Raw genomic sequence first — 23,046 nt, 5'->3', positions numbered from 1 at the left:
TTTAAAGTATCACAGAATGAACAAAATTGAAAATATCGTCAAAAAATATATTATTCACCATGGTATGTTCAAGTGGCAAACACCATATATCGTTGCCTTGTCCGGAGGAGCAGATAGCGTTGCCCTATTGCTTATCTTGAAAAATATAGGACTGAATATTTCTGCTGCGCACTGTAACTTTCACCTTCGCGGTGAAGAGAGTAACAGAGACGAGCAATTTTGTGTAAATCTGTGCCAACAACAGGGAATCAGTTTGTCTCGAATCCATTTTGATACTTATGCTTATGCCCATTTGCACAAGGTAAGTATCGAAATGGCTGCACGCAACTTACGCTACAGCTATTTTGCCCAATTAGTAAAAGACTTGCATGCAGGAGGCATTTGTGTGGCCCATCATCGCGATGACAATGTAGAAACTTTACTTCTGAATCTGTTAAGAGGATCTGGAGTAGACGGATTAGCAGGCATCGCCCCCAAAAACGGAAATATTCTGCGCCCTCTTCTCTGCATCAGCCGACAGGATATATTGCAATACCTAAAAGAAAAAAAGCAAGATTTTGTCACAGATTCAACAAATTTGGAAGACGATGCTTTAAGAAATAAAATTCGCCATCATGTAGTACCTCTTTTAGAAAGTATCAACCCGGCAGCAAGTGAAAATATCGCTCTCTCTGCCAAATACATACGCCAAGCGAAAAGTATACTTGAGAGCATGGATAGCATCAGTACAACCGACTCTTATAGGAAAGTTATATATATCCCTAAAGTATCTGTCATGAATGCTCCAAGTCCGGAATTCATACTCCATAAAGAATTAGGCAGATATGGTTTTCACGGCAATGTCATTGATGACATCTGTGAAAGCCTCTTCAGTCAGGGTTGTGGTGTCGGTAAAATCTGGAAAAACGAAGACTATATGATAGTCATCGACAGAGAACAGCTGTTGATCTCTAACATAAAAGACTTGAATAACATTCAGGAGCAAAGAGCGTTCCGACTGCCAGAAGAAGGCATTTACAACATGGACGAAGGAACCCAAATCAAGATAAGAATCTTCTCGCATATGGGTGACTTCATGCCAAGCAAAGAATCGCAATGTATCACTTTGGATGCTGAAAAAGTCAGTTTTCCCCTCACCTACCGACTGGTAAAAGAAGGCGACAGATTTCAACCTTTCGGCATGAAGGGTAGCAAACTGTTGAGTGACTATATGACCGATAGGAAATTTGACTTTATACAAAAGAAGACACAGCATGTATTAACTGATAGTAAAGGTGAAATCATCTGGCTTATCGGCGAACGTACGTCTGAAAAAACAAAGATTACCGAAACCACCAAGAAAATATTGGAGGTCATCATCAAATGAAAAAGAAAATATTATATATCACAAGTTTAGTTCTCATTCTGCTGGCTGCCGCCAGCACATGGAGCTATTATTGCCTGAACCCATCAAGTGATAGAGTGAACAAGGCAAAAGCAAACATAAAAGTATACAGTCACTATGAATTAATTCAAAATGGAAAAACAATACTCCGGTTCGACGAAGACACTACGACACTGGCTGCCAACTTTATGAATCGTTGGGCGTTGATTCCTTCATGTGAAGGAAGACTTGCCGCCTGCTACAACAACAGCATCAGCCGGAGTCACTATCTTGGCAAAGATGCGGATAGCATCTTTAAAGAGAAAGTTGATTCTTTAGACAGTTTGTATAGAGACTCCAAATGGAAAGTTGGAGAACTGAACTATTATATTCACTCTCATTCAGTCCAGGATGTAGGCTACAACGCTATTTGCGCTTATACCCAACACGAACTGGAACTACGCGATTCTGCCAAGAAACTGATTGATTCCCTGAAACATGTACAGAAAAAGGGACATTTCAAGTTGAAACGCTCCATTTCATATCAAGCCTATTATAGAGACGAGAACGGAAAATGGAAGAGTCAGGCATGCAAACTCATCAAAGCAATGAATGGAGAAACTGCACAAGGAAGCCACACATTCCAACTTTCCTCAGAAACAACTCCTGAAGGGGTTAAAGCTATTTCACCTCAACTTGCAGCATCTTTAGCAACAGCTCATGGAGTCACACTTCGACGCTCTATTGATTACACCCTCTTACCTGATTCTCTAGGATATTATCGGGGTACAACCGACAGCATCTATCAACCAAACGGTCATGGATGCTGGCAAGGATACGATGGAACCTATTATGAAGGTTACTGGAAAAACGGGAAACGTGAAGGATTCGGATTCAGCATTGCTCCCAAGAAGCCATTACGAATAGGCGAATGGAAAAATGACCGCTATAAAGGCGAAAGACTCGTATATACATCGGAACGTATTTATGGAATTGATCTGAGCAAATACCAGCATGGAAAAGGCAGAAAAAAATATGCTATCAACTGGAACCGTTTACGCATTACACATCTTGGCCGCCTCAGCAAAAAGACAGTTTCAGGTACAGTAAACTTCCCTATTCGCTTCATCTATATCAAGAGTACAGAAGGTAAATCGCTGTTAAATCCATATTACAGAAAAGATTATCGTGATGCAAAAGCACATGGTTACAAGGTTGGAACCTATCACTTCTTTACCACCATAACACCTGCTGCCGAACAGGCACGACACTTTCTGAAACACAGTATCATTAGGAAAGGCGATTTTCCTCCAGTTCTTGATGTTGAACCGCTTCCTAGTCAAATCAAGAAAATGGGAGGGTCTGGAATATTGTTTGCACGCATTAGAACTTGGCTTAGAATAGTAGAGAGAACAACAGGTGTTAAGCCTATTCTTTACATCAGCCAAACTTTCGTAAATCGCTATCTGCCAAAGGCTCCCGATCTGAAACATAACTACCAGGTTTGGATTGCACGATATGGAGAGTATAAACCAGACATCCGATTGGTATATTGGCAACTCTGCCCCGACGGAAGAGTAGCAGGAATACATGGAGAGGTAGACATCAACGTGTTTAACGGATACGATGACGCTTTTCAAAGTTTTGTTAAGAACAAGACCGTAAAATAACCTTTAAATGAGTAAGTTAGGTTAATTACGTTAAAGTAAGTTATAATTATAGTCGTGTATCAATATTTTTATTATCTTTGCGCCAATTGTGCAATGTGTAACTAAGAGGAAAGATAATGAGACAGCTTAAGATACAAAAGAGTATAACCAATCGTAATAGTGAAGCCCTCGACAAATATCTTGTAGAGATAGGTAGAGCCCCAATGGTTTCTATTGATGAAGAAATAGAATTGGCTCAAGCTATCCGCAAGGGAGGTAGAGCTGGCGAAAGAGCAAAAAATAAGTTGATTGAAGCCAACTTACGTTTTGTGGTGTCGGTAGCAAAACAATATCAGCACCAGGGACTCACCTTGACAGACTTGATTGACGAAGGAAACATCGGACTCATCAAAGCTGCGGAACGCTTCGACGAAACACGAGGGTTCAAATTTATCTCATACGCTGTATGGTGGATTCGTCAGAGTATTTTACAGGCAATAGCAGAGCAAAGCCGAATTGTTCGACTTCCTCTCAACCAGGTAGGATCACTCAATAAGGTAAACCAGGAAATTAATAAGTTTGAGCAGGAAAACCAACGTCGTCCAAGCGTTGAAGAACTTGCTGCCAGAACAGGTGTTGACGAGGACAAGATTTCTCAGAGCATGGCTGCCAGTGGTCATCATGTAAGCATCGATGCTCCATTCAGTGATGACGATGACAACTCTATGGCAGATGTAATGGCAAGCGGAGACGATGCCAGAACAGACAAGCAGGTTGACCATGAAAGTATGGCACAAGACCTAAGACAGGTTTTAAAAGTTTGCCTCAAGGATCGCGAACTGAAAATTATCTGCGCATGCTACGGAATTGGGGAAACCGAAAAGGGACTCGAGGAAATTGGTGATAAAATGGGGCTGACCCGTGAGCGAGTTCGCCAAATAAGAGAAAAAAGCATCACCAAACTGAGAGAATCCGGGAAGATAGGAATCCTTATGAAATATCTTGGTTAGGAAAGCTGCTGTCCAAAATATTTGGAATAGTTTTTCTGCCAAGTAACATCTTAACTCATAATAGATGAAGAAATATCAAACACACATCATTTTGACGATTATCTTCTGCATGATGGCTTTTGCAGCACATGCAAGAAGAATGTCACCGAGAGACACCTTTAGTGACTCGGTGATGTGTTTGGTATTTAAATATTCACAATCTGTTGACACAACAGGTAGAGCTGAGCACAAGAGTTATGCCTACACTAAATTTCAAATCAAAACAAACAAACGCAATGCAACGCTCATGCTAGTACCGACAATGTATGCGGTGGCTCATGGCGGTGGCAGAAGATTCATCAGCGAGTATTATAACCAAATGACGCTAGACGCAAATGGCAGACCAGTTGCCAAGCGTTTGCTGAACATAAGCACCATTCCGCATAGAAGCAACACATTGTCATCTGTTTTGAAATACATGACTCCAACGGTATATGGAGAAACACTTTTCGAGACGAATATTCTTTCTCCTTTCCACTATAAGAATCGCAGATATTATAAATATGCCGTCACCCAATTACCATTCGGCAAAGCACAAGTCTACGTATATCCACGTCTCAAAAACACCCAAGTTATTGAAGCACGTGCCATTGTTGATTCCCAAAGCGGAAAGATAAGCATGGTAGACTTTGAGGGCGAATATGATATGACCCGTTTTTATATCTCTATTATTATGGGTAAAGACGGATTTGGTTCACTTTCTCCTGCAAGGTGCAGCATGAGAGCCAACTTCAGTTTTATGGGTAACAAGATAACGGGCATGTATACAACTGTATACGGACTGCCGAAAATATTAAGTGATTCACTCAATAATGTTGCCGACACAGCATTAATGGCAAAAGTGCGCCCAATTGAGTTAAACCAAGATGAGGCTGACATATACAAAAAATTCTATGAAAAAAGAAAACAAATAACAGATTCCTTGAATAACAACACACCAGAGAAAAACTTTGCAAAAGACATACTTTGGGATGTTATCGGTGACAATGTATTAAACAGGATTTCCCAAGGCTTCGGAAAGCAAAACCAAGGCTACTTCCGTATCAGTCCTATTCTCAACCCACTCTATATGGGATACTCCGAGCGAAAAGGAATTGTATACAAGTTTGACCTGAAGGGAGGCTACAGGTTTACAGAAAATCTGGAATTGGGGCTTCGCTTTAAAGGAGGTTACAGTATGAAACAACACAGATTTTATTTCAATATACCATTGACATTCAACTATAACCCGAAGCACAATGGATATCTGAAGTTAGAAATCGGTAATGGTAATAGAATATCGAATAATCGTGTTGCACGAAAGATGTTAGGCATCAGCAAACCTGAAGATAACGATTTCCTATATCCACTATTCTCAGAATATCCAGGATTATCGTTACCGGAAATCTCAACAGATATTGATGCTAATAACAGGAAACTGACAGAGTTTAAAGATGATTACCTTCGTCTTACTAACCACTGGAGTTTCAACGACTATATCGGTTTTGAAGTAGGTTTAGTTTCACATCAACGAAAAGCTGTAGTAGAAAGTTTCTATAAACAGTTTAATTACCCAAGCAAATATGTGTCAGTAGCACCAGCTGTAGCTTTAGAACTCTTACCATGGGGTAAGAAAGGCTCTATCTTTAAAATAGACTATGAAAAGGGATGGAAAAACCTACTAGGTTCAAACATAGACTACGAACGGGTAGAAGTAGATGCACAAACTATTTTTCAAGCATCACGCCGTCAATCATATTCTGTTAGATTAGGAGCAGGTTTTTATACCCGTAAAGGTGACCATTGGGACTTCGTTGACTATACCAATTTCCATGACAACAATATTCCTGGAGGTTGGAATGACAGTTGGAGTGGAGAATTCGAATTACTGCCATCCCAATGGTATAATGCCAGTGATTATTACGTTCGCGGAAATTTCACTTATGAAGCTCCCATGATTGCAACTGCATGGCTCCCCCTGATTGGGAAATATATAGAAGCAGAGCGTCTGTATGTAAGCAGTCTTGTTGTAAACCATTTACACCCATATACAGAATGGGGATATGGAGTAACAACAAGAGCTATTACCCTAGGGATTTTTGCAGCCTTCAAAAACACGAAGTTTAATGGCATAGGCTGTCGCTTCGGTTTTGAACTATTTAGAGATTGGTAATATTCATAAAAGCATGGATAAAACATGATTTCTAGGGCACAATATCAATAACATCATAAAAAAATCAAAATATGAGTTCACAACTAACTGTTTATAAAGCAAGTGCAGGATCAGGTAAAACATTTACTTTGGCTCGCGAGTATATGACACTCGTGATAGCTAATCCTGCTTCCTACAGAACCATTCTTGCAGTAACCTTCACCAACAAAGCTACTGAAGAAATGAAAATGCGTATCTTAGGAAAATTATACGAAATTGCACACGGACTACCAGAAGCAAACGATTATGTAAATCAAATACAGCAGGCTTTACCGTATCTTTCATCCAAACAAATTCAGAAAAATGCAGAATCTGCCCTGCATTTGCTCATACATAATTATAACTATTTCCGGGTTATGACCATCGATACGTTCTTTCAGAGTGTATTGAGAAATCTAGCACGTGAACTTGATCTGACTGCCAATTTACGGATAGAACTCAATGACTATCAAATAGAACAGCATGCCGTTGATGAACTTATAGAAAGTCTTGAAGATACCGATCGTCTACTTTTCTGGATTATGGATTATATCAAAGAAAATATTGATGATGATAAGAGTTGGAATGTCATAGGACAGATCAAGAAATTCGGTGAGAACATATTCAAGGATTATTACAAAGCTCATTCCGACAAGCTGACAGAATTGATGGAACAAGAAGATTTCTTCAAGGATTTTACCGACCGAATGAAGAACATGCGCAATAAGGCAAAAGAGCAGCTTAAAGAAATTGCTGCTACTTTTTTCGATTCCCTTGAAGAAGAAGGCTTTACGTCAGACGACTTAGCTGGAAAAACGAGAGGTATTTGGAGCTATTTCAACAAGCTGAAAAATGGCAAATATACAGATGATGATCTACATAATGATACTTTCTGTAAATGTCGGGAAAGTCCGGAAGCATGGGTCAAAAAATCTGATGTAAAAAATTGTACTGATATCTTCAATTATGTAGAATCGGTGCTCTACCCTATTCTGCTGTTTGCAGAAGATAATCGTCCAAGACTCACCCGAATCTTCAAAAGTACCGATCTGACCATAAAGCATCTTAATCAGCTCCGCCTTTTGGGAAGCATAGATAAAAAAGTCAGGGAGATGAACAGAGAGGCGAACCGTTTCCTTTTGAGCGATACTCAGACCTTGCTCAACTCACTGATAAAGGATAGCGATTCGCCATTCATCTTTGAAAAGATTGGCACTCAACTCGACCATATAATGATTGACGAGTTTCAAGATACTAGCACCATCCAATGGAAGAACTTTAAAGTGCTGCTCGAAGAAACCATGAGTAGAGAAGATGCAGGTAACCTCATTGTTGGTGACGTAAAACAAAGTATTTACAGATGGCGATCCGGCGATTGGAGACTGCTCAATAATATTGATAAAGAATTTAATAAAAGCGCGAAAAAAGTAAGCATAGAAACTTTGGGTACCAACTACCGCTCTGATAGAAACATCATTGAGTTCAACAATGCTTTTTTCACAGAAGCAGTAAAATTGGAGATTGAAGACCTGACGGATAAATGTCCTGAGGAATGTAAACAGCTGGAAAGTGCATATAGCGATGTCTGCCAGCAAGTACCAGACCACCATTCTGTTCCTAATGGTTCTATCAGTATTCAGCTCCTGGGCGGTGAAAATATTGAAGACAGAATGATGCAAACCACACTGGACACTGTAGACAAGTTGGTTGAAAGAGGTGTTCCTTGCAACAAAATAGCAATCCTGGTAAGAAGCAACCGTAACATACAGGACATTGCTGAGTATTTTATGAACCATTCCGACTATCCGTTGGTTTCTGATGAGGCATTCAGGCTGGATGCCTCCCAAGCAGTATGCACATTGGTTAACGCTCTCTACATACTGGTACACCCAAATGACAATATTGCATTAGCAACTCTCAACAAGTTTTGTGACACGTATTCTGAAGCAGGAAATATGCCGGAACAACTTTTGACCAATCGTTCTGAGTATCTGGAAATGCCACTGTTCGATCTCACAGAACGCCTTTTTGCAGAACTTAAACTTGGCGAAATAAAAGACATGATCAAGCAAACTGCCTACATCTGTACTTTTTATGATTGCTTAAGTAAATATCTCACAGATAACAGTAGTGATATCACTGGATTTCTGAAAGAGTGGGATAACCGTATTCACGAAAAAAGCATTCATAGCGATGGCGATGGAGGTATCAGATTCCTTACTATACATAAGAGTAAGGGACTGGAATACGATCATGTTATCATGCCTTACTGTGACTGGCAACTAGAAAAAGCCAACACTATCTGGTGCACACCGCAAGAAGCTCCATACAACGAGCTTCCACTGGTACCTATAGATTTCAGTGCTAAGCTGATGAAGCAAAGTATATATGAAGCAGATTATAATCATGAACATCTGCAAAACATAGTCGACAATTTGAATCTGCTTTATGTAGCCTTCACACGTGCCAGTCACAACCTGATTGTAATTGGCAAACGAGCTAATAGTGCATATCGTTCTGCCATTATCGAATCTGTACTCGACAAGGTAGCCAGTCGACTTGAAGCTAATGATGTAAAGATGGAGTTAACAGGAATAGGTTCTGATGCCAAAACAGATGACATATCTTTCTGCTATAATGAAATATATGTACCTGATTCTTCCAAGAAATCAAACGAGAAGAAGGATACAAACGTGCTCTCAGCCTATTCTCAACCTTTAGAAATTAAAATAAATGTTACGCCTGAAATGCCAGAATTCAGACAGAGTAACCAGAGCCGTGACTTTATAAAGCGTGATGAAACTGAAGAACAACAGAAGTTTTATATCAAAATGGGTACCATTTTGCACAACCTCTTTTCTACAATCCGCACGGTTGATGATATTGATGGAGCCCTGAAACAGTTGGAGTTAGACGGACTTTTATACGATCAAGACCTCACACCAGAGAAAATAAAGGAGATGATCAGGAAAAGACTTGAATCACCAAAGGTCGCAAAATGGTTTGACAAGGAACTGACCATACTAAATGAATGTTCTATCCTGACAGTTGAAAATGGAAAAGTGGCAGAATACCGTCCAGACCGCGTGATGCAAAACTCAAAAAAAGAAACCATCGTGGTAGACTTCAAATTCGGTAAGCAGAAAGTAGAACACCATGAACAGGTTAGAAAATACATCGGTTTGTTAAAAAGTATGGGACATCACCGAGTAAAAGGTTATCTATGGTATGTATACCCTAACAGAATAGTTGAAGTAATAAAATAATATGGTTCTATTGCCCCTTTCCAAAAAGTAGGGCAACATAAAGAACAGTTGCAAACATTGAAAAGTCCATTAAGATATGAAAGCATTTTTAAAATATGTAGCAAGAGATATTCTCGAGAAATACGGAAACAATCTCAGCGACATTGCCGTCGTGTTTCCAAATAAACGCGCCGCTCTTTTCCTCAACGAGAGTCTGGCCCGTTTGACTGATCACCCTATCTGGTCGCCATCTTACATAACTATCAGCGACCTGTTTCGCAAACATAGCACATTGAAAGTTGGAGACCCAATCAAACTTGTTTGCGATTTACATAAGACATTCGTAGCCTGCACTGGTATTGATGAGACCCTCGACCATTTTTATGGATGGGGACAACTTCTTATCACAGATTTTGACGATATTGATAAAAACATGGCAGAAGCAGAAAAACTCTTTGCCAATCTTAGCAATATACATGAACTTGATGACATCTCATATCTTACAGAAGAACAGAAAACGCTGATTAAGAAATTTTTCAGCAATTTCAACGATGATCACAACTCAGAACTCAAAAAGAGATTTCTACAATTATGGAGCCATTTTCTTGATATCTATAAGCAGTTCAACATGCGTCTTGAAGAACAAGGATTGGCTTATGAGGGGGCTCTATACAGGAAAGTTGTAAATGATGAAAATATCAGATTCCAACACAAGAAATATCTCTTTGTCGGTTTTAATATGATGCAAGTAGTAGAACGGAAACTCTGCGACCGCTTGATGAAAGAGGGTAAAGCACATTTCTATTGGGACTACGATGACTATTATATGCAAAACAATCATGAGGCAGGTCACTACATTCGTGAATATCTCAAATATTATCCTAACGAATTGAATGATATGCCTCCTCAGGATCTTCGTGATATTTATCATAACTTTGATAACAATAAAGACATTACATACATTTCGGCATCAACTGAAAACATTCAGGCCCGCTATGTAAACCAATGGCTTAAAGAAAAGAAACGCTATAAATATGGGAAAAAAGTGGCTATAGTATTAGCCGATGAAGGATTGTTACAAAGTGTTATACATAGTCTTCCTACAAACGAAGACATCAAGTCGTTGCCAGATTATTCTGAGAACGACCAGTTATCATATAACATAACATTGGGTTATCCGCTTCAACAGACACCATTCTACAGTTTGCTGCAACAGCTCATCAAGTTGCAGGGCGTAGGTCACCCCAAGCATAGTAACAACTATCGCTTACATAATGTGCTCATGGTGCTCCGTCATCCATACACACGCTATATCTCTCAAAATTATAGCAAACTCTTGAGCGCTCTTGACGAGCAGAAGCAGTTCTATCCTACCCGCCAATTCCTAAGCATGGATGGTGATGAAGGCTTGTCACTGCTTTTCAAAGATTTGGGTGAGACTGCAACAGAAAATGAATACAACTTGAGACTCATCCAGTATCTGCTGGATATTTTGAAGACAATAGGTGTGAATAGTAAAGAACAGGACGATCCTTTATTCCAGGAATCGCTCTTCAGGACCTATACATTATTGAACCGTCTGCAAGAACTCATCCAGACAGGAGACTTAGCAGTAGACTGCATCACTCTGGAACGACTCATCCAACAGCTCGTCCAGTCAACAAGTATTCCTTTCCACGGAGAACCTGCAGAAGGAATACAGGTAATGGGTGTATTGGAAACTCGAAATCTTGATTTCGAGCATATCTTAGTACTCTCATGTAACGAAGGAAAACTGCCGAAAGGTGTAAACGATGCTTCATTTATTCCCTATTCATTGAGAAAGGCATACGGCTTGACTACGGTAGATAACAAAGTAGCCATATACGCCTATTATTTTCACAGTCTGCTCCAACGCTCACACGACATCACTTTGTGTTACAATAACGCAACAGAAGATGGCCAATCGGGTGAGATGAGCCGTTTTATGCTACAACTCCTGGTAGAAAGCCATCATGACATCGAGCGCTTTTCTTTGGTCGCAGGACAAAACACGCTGCGTCCTACTTATGAACCAATAGAGAAAAAACTGCATGCGCTCAGCCAGCTCAGGAATTTGAAAATGCTTACGCCAACATTTTTGAATACCTATTTGAGATGTGAAAAGCAATTCTACTATAAATATGTAGAAGGACTGATTGAGCCAGATGAAATTGATGAGGACGAAGTAGACAACAAAGTATTTGGAAATATATTCCATCGGGCAGCAGAACTGTTCTATCTGGGATTAGCAAGCAGCGATGCTCTGACAACCGACGGTAAAGGAGAACTCAAACTGACTCGTCCTATCGTTGTATCAAAAGAGCAATTAGAGCAAGCCTTAAAAGACGAATCTCTGATTTATCGCCTGGTTGATCAGGCATTCAGAGAAGAACTCTTTAAAGTTAGCGCTGCAGGATATCGTCCAAAATATAATGGTCTGCAACTGATCAATAAAGAAGTAATAGCAAGATATATCCGGCAACTTGTCACGATAGATATGCGCCAGGCTCCATTCACCATACTCGGATTAGAGCTGGTTGTAAAAACTGACGTCGAAGTAGAAACAAGTATCGGCAATTTATCTCTGTCAATAGGAGGTTTTATCGACCGACTGGACGCTGTTGCAGCTAACGGTAATGCAAATGGCAATAATCTTGCAGAACGAATCCGCGTAATAGACTATAAAACAGGACGTATTTCAACAACACGTCCAAGAGAACTGAGCGAAGTGTTTGATCCATCCATGCTCAACAAGCATACAGATTATTATTTACAATCTATGCTCTACTCGATTATTGTAAGCCACAACAGGAATCTGAATCCGGCTCAAGAGCCCGTATCTCCAGGCTTGCTGTTTATACAAAATGCAGGAGCAGAAGATTATGATCCGACATTAAAAATGGGCAAGGAACTCATCAGTAGCATAGATGTATACGAAGAAGAGTTTATGAAACAACTGAAAGTTCTCATCGCCAACATCTTTGACAAGGACCAACCATTCCGGCCTACAGATGATAAGCATCGTTGCGAATACTGTCCATATGCAGCTTTATGCAAATCATAGAAACATATATAATATGTGGAAACCAAAATGATTGGTTAAAATGCGCAAAATACTTGCTTTTTTGAATTATTCTATGTATATTTGCAAAAAGAATTATTGAGTATGACAGAAAAAGAAATAAACAAGATAGTTAGTGAGAACTTAAACTATGTAAAATCAGTAGCCAACCAGTATAAAGGTAAAGGCGTTGAGTTTGATGACTTGGTTAGCGAAGGAACTCTGGCAATGCTTATGGCAGCCAGAAAGTTCCAAGCCGACCGGGGCACCGATTTTGTGGCTTATGCCGGTCCATTCGTTCACAAGGCTATATCACAGACCATCGATAAACAATCAGGACTTTATCGTTTACCGAAAGACCAGAAGAAATTTGCCCCAAGAAACGCAGACAAGGCTGTATCTGTAGATGCGCCACTAAGCGCAAACAATCCGTATACCCTATTAGACATATTAAACGATCCGGATGTAAAGATTGCAGATGATACCCTGAATATAGAAATGATGAAGAAAAAGATGGCAGAAAGCATTGCAGATTTATTGCCACGAGAGAAAGAAATCATCACCAAATTCTATGGTATAGGTGTTCCTAAAGAAACGATGGCAGAAATTGCTGAAGATATGGGGCTCAAACGCGAGCGAGTTCGCCAGATACGAAATCTGACCATACGCAGATTGAACAGGAGTATCCGCCACCAGGCATTGAGAAACTACTTCAAGAGGTAACTCGCAATAGTTTGTAAAAACAAAAAGGAGGGTGAATCATTAACTTATGATACACCCTCCTTTTTGTTTCATGTTCTAGTTATTAACAATTAAAACTTACTCCAATCCCTTAAAATGATTAGCACGATATTGACGGGGAGTAACGCCTATTCGCTTGAAGAAATTAGCATAGAAACTCTGACGAGTATTGAAACCAGCCATTTCGCTGATACCTTCTACACTCATTCTTGCATAACGCTTATCGGTAAGTAAAGACATAGCATCGTTTACTCGATAATCATTCACCAACTCGGCATAATTCTTATGAAATCGAGTTGCGCATACAGCAGAAATATAGCGAGAGTTAGTATTCAAATCCTCTGCAAGTTTCTTGGAACTATAGTCTGGGTCCTTGTACTTTCTTTCAGTAACAAGAACACGGATTATCTCGTCGCGAAGGCGGTCCTTAGTTTCTTCACTCAGCATAGATTGATATCTTGCTATTTTTTCTTTTTTAGGTTGAATATTGTACTTAGCCATAGTTATGTTATAAAATTTATTACAACAAAGGTACGACTTTTATTTAGAACGACCAAATTTTTTCTCACTTTTTTGAAAAATAAACACAAAAAAGTCGTTTATATGAAATAAAATGGTTATTTTTGCATTAATTTTCAAGCTCAAAGCCGAGTATATCATAATTATTAGTCAAGAAGCATAGATATGAAGCAAATATTGTGGTTTATAAAAACGTATTTTACGTTTGTCATTTTGTTCAGTATTCAGAAACCATTTTTCATGATATTGGAAAAGGCTTCTGCTACACAACCTATCGATAATATCTGGAGCGAAATGCCTACAGTGATGTGGTACGGTTTATCACTCGACCTCTCTATGGCTGGTTACCTCACCGCACTACCGGGTTTGTTGCTCATCGCTATGATTTGGTTTCGTAAGGAGATTATACGTCCCATTCTGAATGCTTATTTTATACTGGCATCTTTCCTGGTTTCCATTACATTCATACTGAATGCAGGATTATATCCATATTGGAACTTCCCGCTAGATAGCACTCCATTATATTATTTCTTTACCTCGCCAAAGGATGCACTTGCAAGTGTTGGAGGGCTTTACATCTTTTTTGCTCTCCTCATCACTGTGCTGCTTACCATAGCCGTCTGGTTCGCACTCCGCATGCCTCATACCCAGAAGCGCTATTCCAGCAGATACAGCAACTATGGTTTTGGAGATTTCGGCAGTGGTCGTAGAACACGCTACTCAGACATAGAGTATCATCGTATGCGCCATTCTCTTATTCTGTTACTGCTTACTGCCCTTCTCTTCATTCCTATCAGAGGAGGATTTACTGTATCTACAACAAATACAGGAAAGGCATATTTCAGCCAAAATGCGTTTTTGAATCATGCTGCCGTCAATCCGATGTTCAGCCTGTTTGAATCACTGACCCATCAAGAAGATTTTGCATCGCAATACCGATACATGCCAGAAGAAGAAGCTAACAAGCTCTTTGCTCAAATGGTAAGTTCAAGCGACCAGAACACCTACCCACTCCTGAATGAAGAAGCTCGGAAAAACGGAAAGCCGGATATACTTATTATTATTATGGAAAGCTTTGCCAACGACATCATGCCTTCCGTCGGAACACATAAAGACGTAGCGGTCTGCTTGGACTCAATAGCCAAAAAGGGAATTTTCTTCCCAAGATTCTATTCCAACACTTTCCGCACGGATCGTGGTCTGGTTGCTGTTTTGAGCGGTTATCCTGCACAACCTACAACCAGCATCATGCGCTACCCGGCAAAATCTGCACAATTACCATCATTGGCACGTTCATTGGCTAAAGCAAAGCATTACGGCAATGCATATTATTATGGTGGTGATGTTGATTTTGCCAACCAACGCTCTTGGCTGGTTTCCCAGGGCTATGAGAGAATCATTTCAGATAGTGATTTCCCTATAGAAGACAAATTGAGCAAATGGGGAGTACACGATCATATAGTAGCCAACCGGCTGCTTGCAGACCTCAGGAAAGAACAGAATGCCAAACAGCCTATGCTGAGAGTATTCCAGACATCAAGCAGTCATGAGCCATTCGATGTACCATATAGCAGACTGAAAGACAAACGGTTAAATGCATTTGCTTACACTGATAGTGTCATAGGTCATCTTCTGCGTGAATACAGCAAATTGCCTAGATGGAAAAATACTTTGGTATTACTCGTTGCCGATCATGTTGGCGCATACAAAGAACATCTTGACAACTTTGACCGCAGCCGCTATCAGATTCCACTTATCATGACCGGTGGAGCAATAGCTCGCCCAATGAATGTAAAACTCATAGGAAGTCAGCATGATATAGCAGCTACACTGCTCGGACAATTAGGCATTCCTCACAAAGACTTCTTGTTCAGCAAGAATATGTTGAGTGATGCTACTCCTAAATTTGCATTCTTTGATGTACCCGATGCTTTCGGCATGGTATCAGAGGAGAACTCTATCATCTACGACAATAAATCCAAAAAGGTTGTTTATGATAAAGGCAAAAAAGGTTATAACCTGAAGCGAGGCATGGCTTATCTACAGAAGTTGTACGATGACTTGAGTGCAAAATAGCCCAAACGACAGGGCAACAGATTATCAGAAACAAGAAAGCGAACATTACAGAATTTCATAAAGAAAGACTATGATAGAATTACTTCATCAAATAGAACAGATTGATACGCAGATTTTTCTGTTTTTCAATGGTTTTCACAACGTGTATTGGGATTACTTCATGATGATTTTCTCAGACCGTTTTGTATGGGTTCCGTTCTATGCCAGTTTTATCTTTGTACTGCTTAAGAATTTTCCTGTCAAGGTTGTGATGAGCACTATAGTTGTCATCACTCTGATTATCTTGTTTTCAGACCAGACTGCATCAGGTATTCTGAAGCCATTAGTAGCAAGAATGCGTCCCAGCAATCCTGATAATCCTATCAGTCCGATGGTACATGTTGTTCAAGGATATCGGGGTGGCAGATATGGTTTCCCATCTTCTCATGCAGCCAATGCATGGAGCATGGCCTTCTTTGCACAATATCTGGTTCGCCGGAGCAAACTCACGATATTCTTATGCCTGTGGGCATTGATAACCAGTTATTCCCGCATGTATCTCGGTGTACACTATTTTGGCGACATCCTGATTGGTACCCTCATTGGTTTTCTCTATGCCACCTTATATTATTATATATTTCAGTATTTTTTAAGGAAGCATACCGAACGTTTTAAGCCCAACCACGACATCAGATTTGCAAGCGTCCCTATCATTACGGGGCTCGTTTCTATTTGGGTAATCATTTGTACCAGTGGAATACTATCTTTCTATAGCATACCACTGAGATAAACAAATGTATAAAAAGAGTTAGCTTATAAAAATGGTTTAGATTAACTTTATTATTAACATATAAAATTTAAAGATTATGAAGAAATTATCAATTCTTGCATTTGCTATGGGTCTGATAGCTTTCACAGCATGTTCTGAGAAAAAAGCACCAGCTCCAGCACCAGCTCAGGCAGAACAGACTGTTGTAACCGATTCTGCATTTCAGGCTGCCGCAGCCGGTGAATATAAGAGCGCAGATGGTGAACGCAGTGTAACTTTGAACAGTGATTTCTCTGTTAAAGTAAAAGGCCTTGATAAGGAATTTTACAAGTGGGAATTGCCTGCTAAGCCAGAAGGTAAAGCTGCTGTGATTATCCTGAGCCGCAAGGGTCTCGATGCCGACGTTCAGGAGCAGGCAACACTCGATACAGAAGAAGGTTCTATCATTATTAAGAACGAAACATTCCGCAAAAAGTAATTAAATATGAACCTGGTATAAAAGCAAAACGCCCTCGCTTCACAGCGAAGGCGTTCTTTTTTGGTATTAGTTTCATTTAAGGTAAAAAGATTGTATTCAGGATAACGATGCAAAGATAGACATATTTTTCGAAACGAACGAATCTTTTTATATGTTTAAAAACATATTTTGTGAATTATTGCTCCCAAAACAAAATTATCTGCCAGATAATTTCGGTACTTACAATTAAATTTGTATCTTTGCACCATAAATTTAAAAATTATTCTTTTTATTGAATTATGGCAATTAATGAAGAAAACAATTTGGAAGAGAAGAAAAGTATCTCTTTCGTAGAACAGTTAGTTGAGGAAGACCTCAAAGAAGGCAAAAACGGAGGACGAATCCAGACGCGTTTTCCGCCAGAGCCTAATGGTTATCTGCATATCGGCCATGCCAAAGCTATCTGCATGGACTTTGGTGTTGCAGAGAAATATAATGGTGTTTGCAATCTTCGTTTTGATGACACTAACCCTAGCAAGGAAAACAATGAATATGTAGAGAATATTCTTCAAGACATCCAGTGGCTCGGATTCAAGTGGGGCAATATCTACTATGCTTCAGACTACTTTGAGAAGCTTTGGGATTTTGCTGTCTGGATGATCAAGAAGGGCAATGCATATATTGATGAACAAACTGCTGAAGAAATAGCACAGCAGAAGGGTACCCCTACCTCACCGGGTACTGCTAGTCCATATCGTGATCGCCCAATCGAAGAAAGCCTTGCTTTGTTTGAGAAGATGAATACTCCTGAGGCCGTAGAAGGCAGCATGGTGCTTCGCGCAAAACTCGATATGGCGAATCCAAACATGCATTTCCGCGATCCTATCATGTATCGTATCATCCAAACTCCTCATCACCGTACAGGAACAAAATGGCATGCATATCCTATGTATGATTTCGCTCACGGACAGAGTGACTACTTTGAGGGGGTAACCCACTCTATCTGTACATTGGAATTTGTACCTCACCGTCCGCTTTACGATAAGTTCATCGATTTCTTGAAGGAGAAGGACGGAACTGCAGATGTATTAAACGACAATCGTCCACGCCAGATTGAGTTCAACCGATTGAACCTCACTTATACAGTAATGAGCAAGCGTAAGCTTCACCAGCTGGTAGATGAGAAACTGGTTATCGGATGGGACGACCCACGTATGCCTACTCTTTGCGGAATGCGCCGTCGCGGTTACTCTCCTGAGAGTATTCGTATGTTTATCGACAGTATCGGTTATACTAAGTTCGATGCTCTCAACGATATGGCCTTACTCGAAGCATCTGTTAGAGAAGACTTGAACAAGAAAGCATGTCGTGTGAGCGCAGTACTTGATCCTGTAAAACTCGTAATTACCAACTATCCGGAAGGTGAAACTGAGGAAATGGAAGCAATCAATAATCCAGAAAATGAAGCTGACGGTACACATACCATCACATTCTCTAAGAATCTCTGGATAGAGCGTGCTGACTTTATGGAAGATGCTCCTAAAAAATTCTTCCGTATGACTCCGGGTAAAGAAGTTCGTCTGAAGAATGCTTACATCGTTAAGTGCACTGGATGCACAAAGGACGAAAATGGCGTTATCACTGAGATTCAGGCAGAATACGATCCTATCAGTAAGAGCGGCATGGAAGGTGCCAACCGTAAGGTTAAGGGTACATTGCATTGGGTATCAGCAGATCACTGCGTAAAGGCAGAGGTGCGCGAATACGACCGTCTCTTTATGGTAGAAAATCCATCTGCTGATGAACGTGACTTCCACGAGCTGCTCAACCCGGATAGCTTCCACGACTATCCTAACTGCTATGTTGAGGAATATGCAGCCAACAAGAAGCCAGGTGAATATCTCCAGTTCCAGCGTATCGGTTATTTCATGGCCGATCTTGATTCTACTGCAGAAAAACCAGTATTCAACAAAACCGTTGGCTTGAAGGATACATGGGCAAAACAGAATAAATAAATCACCTATATCTGTCTCAGTTTCAACAGCTGAGACAGATATTATTCAGATTCAAGATAACAAATGAATACTGCAGATCTTTTTCTTTGGATACTCGACAATTTAAATTACTGGGTAGTAACCCTTTTCATGGCTATCGAGAGTTCATTCGTCCCATTCCCATCAGAGGTGGTTGTTCCACCTGCAGCATGGAAAGCCATGGATCCTGATAGCGGAATGTCGTTTATCCTAGTCATCGTATTTGCCACCATTGGTGCCAATATCGGTGCACTTATCAACTATTATTTAGCTAAATGGGTAGGCCGCCCTATCATCTACCGTTTTGCCGACAGCCGCATCGGACATATGTGCCTGATAGACCGCCAAAAGGTAGAAGTTGCAGAAGAGTATTTCCGCAAGCATGGAGCCGCATCCACTATTTTTGGGCGCCTGGTACCAGCTGTTCGCCAGTTAATCAGCATTCCAGCCGGTTTGGCAGGTATGCATGTAGGCAAACTCTTGCTCTATACCACAATCGGTGCTGGCATCTGGAATACAGTTTTAGCAACCATCGGTTGGGGTATTTACCAATATACAGACTATAAAACAACTCAAGATGTATATCAGCAGGCATTAAAGTATAGTCATGAGCTCGGTTACATCATCTTGGCTCTTGCCGTTGTTATTGTAGCGTTCCTTGCATACAAGGGGCTCAAGAAGAAATAAGAAACTATGAGGGTGTGTCACAAGCCACATGCCATACGCCCTGAAAGGGCAGAAGCTCCTAGCCCAGGGCAGCACCCTGGGTTTTAGAATAAACTCAGCAAAGTCGCCCTGAAAGGGCAAAAGCTTTGAAATTGAAAGCTTTTGCCCTTTCAGGGCGACCTTGTTTTTTGCCAACATTACCCAGGGCGCTGCCCTGGGCTAGGAGCTTTTGCCCTTTCAGGGCGTATTGAACCAATGGACACCGGCTAAAGATTTACACAGATTCTGGGCTTGAATAGAGCCTGGAAAACGTTAAAAAATACAAACAAGGTGTCGCATTGCCCACGAATGAGACACCAAAAAACAAAAAATCATACCTAAAAAAACAAATATTACCCCCCACTTTCAAATAAAAACCTTATCTTTGCACCAGGATTTTTACAATCTGTATCATGAAGGATTTAAAATATTGTAAATTATAATCAAAACATAATAGATTAATATGAGAAATTATTTAACTGGAAAAGAACGATTACTGGTTGCAGCACTTGCTTTAATTCTTCCATTTTCTTTCGCGAAAGCAGAAGCAAGAGAAGATGGAAAGACCGGTCAGCAAGGCTGGTATGTAGGAGTAGAGGGTGGAATGCCTTTCGGCTTCTCTACTTTCTCGAGTTTCGGACACGACAAGACTCATCCCGGTTGGGCTGCTGGCTTATATGGGGGCTATCGTTTCAACTCCATCTTCTCGGCTGAGTTATCTGCCAAGTATGGAGAAATGAACTTGTCGGCACAAGACTGTTGTGTAGAACGTAACTATTGGTTGGGTAGCGACGGTGTGCTTTACAAGGCAGGTGTCCTGGGCATGGACAGTTGGGAGTATGCCAATCTGAAAAGCCATGTCTGTATGGGACAATATGGAGCCAGAGTAAATATCAACCTCCTTGGGTTGTTCCCTCAAACAGCTGACAGCCGATGGGATTTGGCAGTATCACCTCATATTTATGCAGTAACGACCAAGGCTGATATTCAGACTATAGCCGATGATGCTAAGGTGATAAAAGGTTCTACCAACTGGCATTTGGGGTATGGCGCAGACTTGCAGGTTGGCTACCAACTGACCTCTTGCTTAAAACTTGGTATCTATTCCGGTTTGACCCGTCTTACTGGCGAACGTATGGATGGAATGCCGGAATATCTGCATAAGAACAACTTCTTGTGGGAAAGTGGCATAAGATTAGGAATCAACTTGCCTTTTACCAATCATCATCCGTAACTCCTAAAACAAGATAGAACCCGTTGGCGGAATTAATTTAGCGCATACTTAACCCTGCCAACCGGTCTGTTGTTTACATAATTAATATATTGCAAGACTGTAAATGCGCTGATTTTCCCGATGATTCGGGTAAACAGTCCTAGTGTTTGCTTAGCATAGTTTCGGAAGAGCATGAAGTGATCACAAAGTTGAGAGAAATTTGTCTCGATTCTCTTCCTCGCCTTAGCATAAGGCTTAAATGTTGGTCGCCAATTCTTCATGTTCAAGCGATATGGAACTTCCAACTTGATGCCTACAGAAGAAAACAAGTCTTGCTGTAGTTCCGCACTGAGGTAAGCTCGATCGCCAAGGATGCAACAGTCATGGAATTGAAACTTTACATCTTTAAGAAAATGAATGTCATGAACATTAGCTGGACTCAGGTCATACGAGTGGATAACTCCACTTAACCCACAGACAGCGTGGAGTTTATACCCAAAGTAGTATATCTTCTGAGTAGCGCAATAGCCAAATGCAGGAGAGTTTGTTACGTCTGTTCCTTTCATCTTGCAACGCAAGCCTCTGGACAAGCGACACACCTCTATTGGTTTGGAATCTATGCAGAAATATTCTTCTGCACCATCCATCTTTGACGCTATGCGCTTACGAATCTTCTCACATAGTTCCGCAGTGAACTTTCGCCTGTCATTGAACTGGCGTCGAGAAATCAGATTTGGCATATCTGCCTTATACTCCTTCAGCCTATCGAACAAGTTGTTTTCACTGTCGATGCTAAGATGCTCGGCTGTCAAGCTCAAAGCAACAACTTCGAGGTCTGAAAAACGTGGTACGACTCCTGGGCGAGGAATATTTCCTAGCTCATTAACTAAATTTTTGGAGAAATCCTTGCATATCTCAAGAATTTTTACGAAATTTGCATACAAGTTGTGCATAGCGTGAAATATATAACTTTATAATTGGACACTACAAAGTTACTAAAAATCAACGAGATGCACAACTTTTTTCTCCATAAAAATATACTAATTTTCAGGCGGTTTTTTAATTCCGCCAACAGGTAAGATAGAGAATGAAAGCAAAAAGAAGATTTAATATTTGGTTATGGGTGCTGGTATGCGTCCCATGCCTGTTGGCAAGTTGCGACCATGATGTTCATGATGACAAGGAAGAAAGCGGCTTGTCGGTATCGCTCACTTGGGCAGATGAAGCTGACCAAGGCACGGAAGTGAAGGATGTGAAACTCTGGATATTCAATGCCAATGACGGCTCGCTTGTAGAGGAAAAACAATATGGCAGTGCACAGGAGGTGGCAAGCCAACGCTTCGCTCTTCCTGAAGGGCATTATCAGATATTGGCTATTACCAATCTCATAGAGCCATTCTTCACCACTGACCAGACCCGGTCTTTGACCAACTGGAACAATATTCTGATAGGTTTGACCAATCCTAAAGATGTGAAGCATAATGCCTATTTCGGAGTTGCCGATGTGAAGATAGATAACAAGGAAGGCAGCTATGTGGTGCAAACCCCTATAAAGAGCGTGCTTGCCGAACTGATCATCATCATCGAGAACATACCGAAAGGCACAGAGATGAGTGGCAAGGTGTTGGATTGTGCCGGGTGCCTGTTCCCAACACTGAAGAACAGTGATGGAGACTACGGTTTGCCGAGCATAGAGCCAACGGAAGTGGAACTCCCTACCCTCCTGGCTACGGAATCAACCCTGAAATCGGAAGTCATCCGACTGATGCCAACCATACAGGGAAGCCCCGCCTCTCATATTTATCTCCGACTACAGCTCCCAGACAAGACCTTGCAGGAGTTTGACATCACTGCTCCTAAGATGAATGTTGGTGGAAAGTATGAGCTAAGGTTCAAGTACGAAGAAATGCAGCCGAAGATGAATCTGGAAGCTACCATCAACGGTTGGACGAACCTCAACAATGAAGTAGAAACCAAATAATAATAATAACTTTTA

The 23,046-nt window shown here is 40.7% G+C and carries 15 protein-coding genes and 1 pseudogene; 14 read left to right on the top strand and 2 right to left on the bottom strand.

Going from position 1 to position 23,046, the window contains the following annotated elements; genetic code table 11:
• Nucleotides 1–16 precede the first annotated feature (16 nt).
• The 7 genes from tilS (at nucleotide 17) to FO447_RS04185 (ending at nucleotide 13,281) form a co-directional block, all read left to right on the top strand.
• The gene (tilS, locus tag FO447_RS04215; protein ID WP_200757840.1) at nucleotides 17–1,366 is read left to right on the top strand and encodes a tRNA lysidine(34) synthetase TilS; all 1,350 of its coding nucleotides are present in this window, start codon (nucleotides 17–19) and stop codon (nucleotides 1,364–1,366) included.
• The gene (locus FO447_RS15940; RefSeq protein WP_234699058.1) at nucleotides 1,363–3,033 is read left to right on the top strand and encodes a GH25 family lysozyme; all 1,671 of its coding nucleotides are present in this window, start codon (nucleotides 1,363–1,365) and stop codon (nucleotides 3,031–3,033) included. The genes tilS and FO447_RS15940 overlap by 4 nt, the downstream gene beginning before the upstream one ends.
• 116 nt (nucleotides 3,034–3,149) lie before the next feature.
• On the top strand, nucleotides 3,150–4,022 hold the full coding sequence (locus FO447_RS04205; RefSeq protein ID WP_006846722.1) for a sigma-70 family RNA polymerase sigma factor: 873 nt from the start codon (nucleotides 3,150–3,152) through the stop codon (nucleotides 4,020–4,022).
• A 64-nt stretch (nucleotides 4,023–4,086) separates the two neighbouring features.
• The gene (locus FO447_RS04200) at nucleotides 4,087–6,213 is read left to right on the top strand and encodes a DUF5686 family protein (RefSeq protein WP_200757831.1); all 2,127 of its coding nucleotides are present in this window, start codon (nucleotides 4,087–4,089) and stop codon (nucleotides 6,211–6,213) included.
• Nucleotides 6,214–6,284: 71 nt separating this feature from the next.
• Nucleotides 6,285–9,497, top strand: coding sequence for a UvrD-helicase domain-containing protein (locus FO447_RS04195; RefSeq protein ID WP_200757829.1), 3,213 nt, complete (start codon nucleotides 6,285–6,287; stop codon nucleotides 9,495–9,497).
• A gap of 76 nt (nucleotides 9,498–9,573) precedes the next feature.
• Nucleotides 9,574–12,561: a PD-(D/E)XK nuclease family protein gene (locus FO447_RS04190; RefSeq protein ID WP_200757827.1), complete on the top strand. Its 2,988-nt coding sequence runs from the start codon at nucleotides 9,574–9,576 to the stop codon at nucleotides 12,559–12,561.
• A 102-nt stretch (nucleotides 12,562–12,663) separates the two neighbouring features.
• Nucleotides 12,664–13,281 (top strand): sigma-70 family RNA polymerase sigma factor, encoded by a 618-nt coding sequence (locus FO447_RS04185; RefSeq protein WP_200757825.1) that lies wholly within the window; start codon nucleotides 12,664–12,666, stop codon nucleotides 13,279–13,281.
• 96 nt (nucleotides 13,282–13,377) lie between these two features.
• Here the strand turns inward: FO447_RS04185 and FO447_RS04180 are convergent, their stop codons facing one another.
• Nucleotides 13,378–13,746 carry a helix-turn-helix domain-containing protein gene (locus tag FO447_RS04180; RefSeq protein WP_228023599.1) on the bottom strand — a complete coding sequence of 123 codons (369 nt, stop codon included), beginning with the start codon at nucleotides 13,744–13,746 and terminating at the stop codon, nucleotides 13,378–13,380.
• 237 nt (nucleotides 13,747–13,983) lie between these two features.
• On the opposite strand from FO447_RS04180, the gene FO447_RS04175 reads away from it, so the two are divergent.
• From FO447_RS04175 to FO447_RS04150, 6 genes are all read left to right on the top strand, one after another.
• Nucleotides 13,984–15,894 carry an LTA synthase family protein gene (locus tag FO447_RS04175; RefSeq protein WP_200757823.1) on the top strand — a complete coding sequence of 637 codons (1,911 nt, stop codon included), beginning with the start codon at nucleotides 13,984–13,986 and terminating at the stop codon, nucleotides 15,892–15,894.
• Nucleotides 15,895–15,964: 70 nt separating this feature from the next.
• Nucleotides 15,965–16,663 carry a phosphatase PAP2 family protein gene (locus tag FO447_RS04170; RefSeq protein ID WP_117694862.1) on the top strand — a complete coding sequence of 233 codons (699 nt, stop codon included), beginning with the start codon at nucleotides 15,965–15,967 and terminating at the stop codon, nucleotides 16,661–16,663.
• Between the two features lie 76 nt (nucleotides 16,664–16,739).
• The gene (locus tag FO447_RS04165; protein ID WP_144153095.1) at nucleotides 16,740–17,120 is read left to right on the top strand and encodes a hypothetical protein; all 381 of its coding nucleotides are present in this window, start codon (nucleotides 16,740–16,742) and stop codon (nucleotides 17,118–17,120) included.
• Between the two features lie 278 nt (nucleotides 17,121–17,398).
• Nucleotides 17,399–19,114, top strand: coding sequence for a glutamine--tRNA ligase/YqeY domain fusion protein (locus tag FO447_RS04160; protein WP_117586669.1), 1,716 nt, complete (start codon nucleotides 17,399–17,401; stop codon nucleotides 19,112–19,114).
• 63 nt (nucleotides 19,115–19,177) lie between these two features.
• Complete coding sequence (locus tag FO447_RS04155; RefSeq protein ID WP_200757821.1) at nucleotides 19,178–19,819, top strand: DedA family protein; 642 nt, start codon at nucleotides 19,178–19,180, stop codon at nucleotides 19,817–19,819.
• A gap of 481 nt (nucleotides 19,820–20,300) precedes the next feature.
• On the top strand, nucleotides 20,301–21,071 hold the full coding sequence (locus FO447_RS04150) for a hypothetical protein (protein ID WP_200757819.1): 771 nt from the start codon (nucleotides 20,301–20,303) through the stop codon (nucleotides 21,069–21,071).
• A gap of 32 nt (nucleotides 21,072–21,103) precedes the next feature.
• Here the strand turns inward: FO447_RS04150 and FO447_RS04145 are convergent.
• Nucleotides 21,104–22,089, bottom strand: a pseudogene (locus tag FO447_RS04145) (IS982 family transposase).
• 48 nt (nucleotides 22,090–22,137) lie between these two features.
• On the opposite strand from FO447_RS04145, the gene FO447_RS04140 reads away from it, so the two are divergent.
• Nucleotides 22,138–23,031 (top strand): FimB/Mfa2 family fimbrial subunit, encoded by an 894-nt coding sequence (locus FO447_RS04140; protein WP_200757817.1) that lies wholly within the window; start codon nucleotides 22,138–22,140, stop codon nucleotides 23,029–23,031.
• Nucleotides 23,032–23,046: the final 15 nt, after the last annotated feature.

The sequence above is a fragment of the Segatella copri genome, from assembly GCF_015074785.1.
Lineage (GTDB): Bacteria > Bacteroidota > Bacteroidia > Bacteroidales > Bacteroidaceae > Prevotella.
This window is presented reverse-complemented; position numbering and strand designations above follow the sequence as displayed.

Excerpts from the sequence above, each read along its gene's own strand:
- tilS (WP_200757840.1), top strand. The coding sequence starts at position 17 with ATGAACAAAATTGAAAATATCGTCAAAAAATATATTATTCACCATGGT.
- FO447_RS15940 (WP_234699058.1), top strand. The coding sequence starts at position 1,363 with ATGAAAAAGAAAATATTATATATCACAAGTTTAGTTCTCATTCTGCTG.
- FO447_RS04205 (WP_006846722.1), top strand. The coding sequence starts at position 3,150 with ATGAGACAGCTTAAGATACAAAAGAGTATAACCAATCGTAATAGTGAA.
- FO447_RS04200 (WP_200757831.1), top strand. The coding sequence starts at position 4,087 with ATGAAGAAATATCAAACACACATCATTTTGACGATTATCTTCTGCATG.
- FO447_RS04195 (WP_200757829.1), top strand. The coding sequence starts at position 6,285 with ATGAGTTCACAACTAACTGTTTATAAAGCAAGTGCAGGATCAGGTAAA.
- FO447_RS04190 (WP_200757827.1), top strand. The coding sequence starts at position 9,574 with ATGAAAGCATTTTTAAAATATGTAGCAAGAGATATTCTCGAGAAATAC.
- FO447_RS04185 (WP_200757825.1), top strand. The coding sequence starts at position 12,664 with ATGACAGAAAAAGAAATAAACAAGATAGTTAGTGAGAACTTAAACTAT.
- FO447_RS04180 (WP_228023599.1), bottom strand. The coding sequence starts at position 13,746 with ATGCTGAGTGAAGAAACTAAGGACCGCCTTCGCGACGAGATAATCCGT.
- FO447_RS04175 (WP_200757823.1), top strand. The coding sequence starts at position 13,984 with ATGAAGCAAATATTGTGGTTTATAAAAACGTATTTTACGTTTGTCATT.
- FO447_RS04170 (WP_117694862.1), top strand. The coding sequence starts at position 15,965 with ATGATAGAATTACTTCATCAAATAGAACAGATTGATACGCAGATTTTT.
- FO447_RS04165 (WP_144153095.1), top strand. The coding sequence starts at position 16,740 with ATGAAGAAATTATCAATTCTTGCATTTGCTATGGGTCTGATAGCTTTC.
- FO447_RS04160 (WP_117586669.1), top strand. The coding sequence starts at position 17,399 with ATGGCAATTAATGAAGAAAACAATTTGGAAGAGAAGAAAAGTATCTCT.
- FO447_RS04155 (WP_200757821.1), top strand. The coding sequence starts at position 19,178 with ATGAATACTGCAGATCTTTTTCTTTGGATACTCGACAATTTAAATTAC.
- FO447_RS04150 (WP_200757819.1), top strand. The coding sequence starts at position 20,301 with ATGAGAAATTATTTAACTGGAAAAGAACGATTACTGGTTGCAGCACTT.
- FO447_RS04140 (WP_200757817.1), top strand. The coding sequence starts at position 22,138 with ATGAAAGCAAAAAGAAGATTTAATATTTGGTTATGGGTGCTGGTATGC.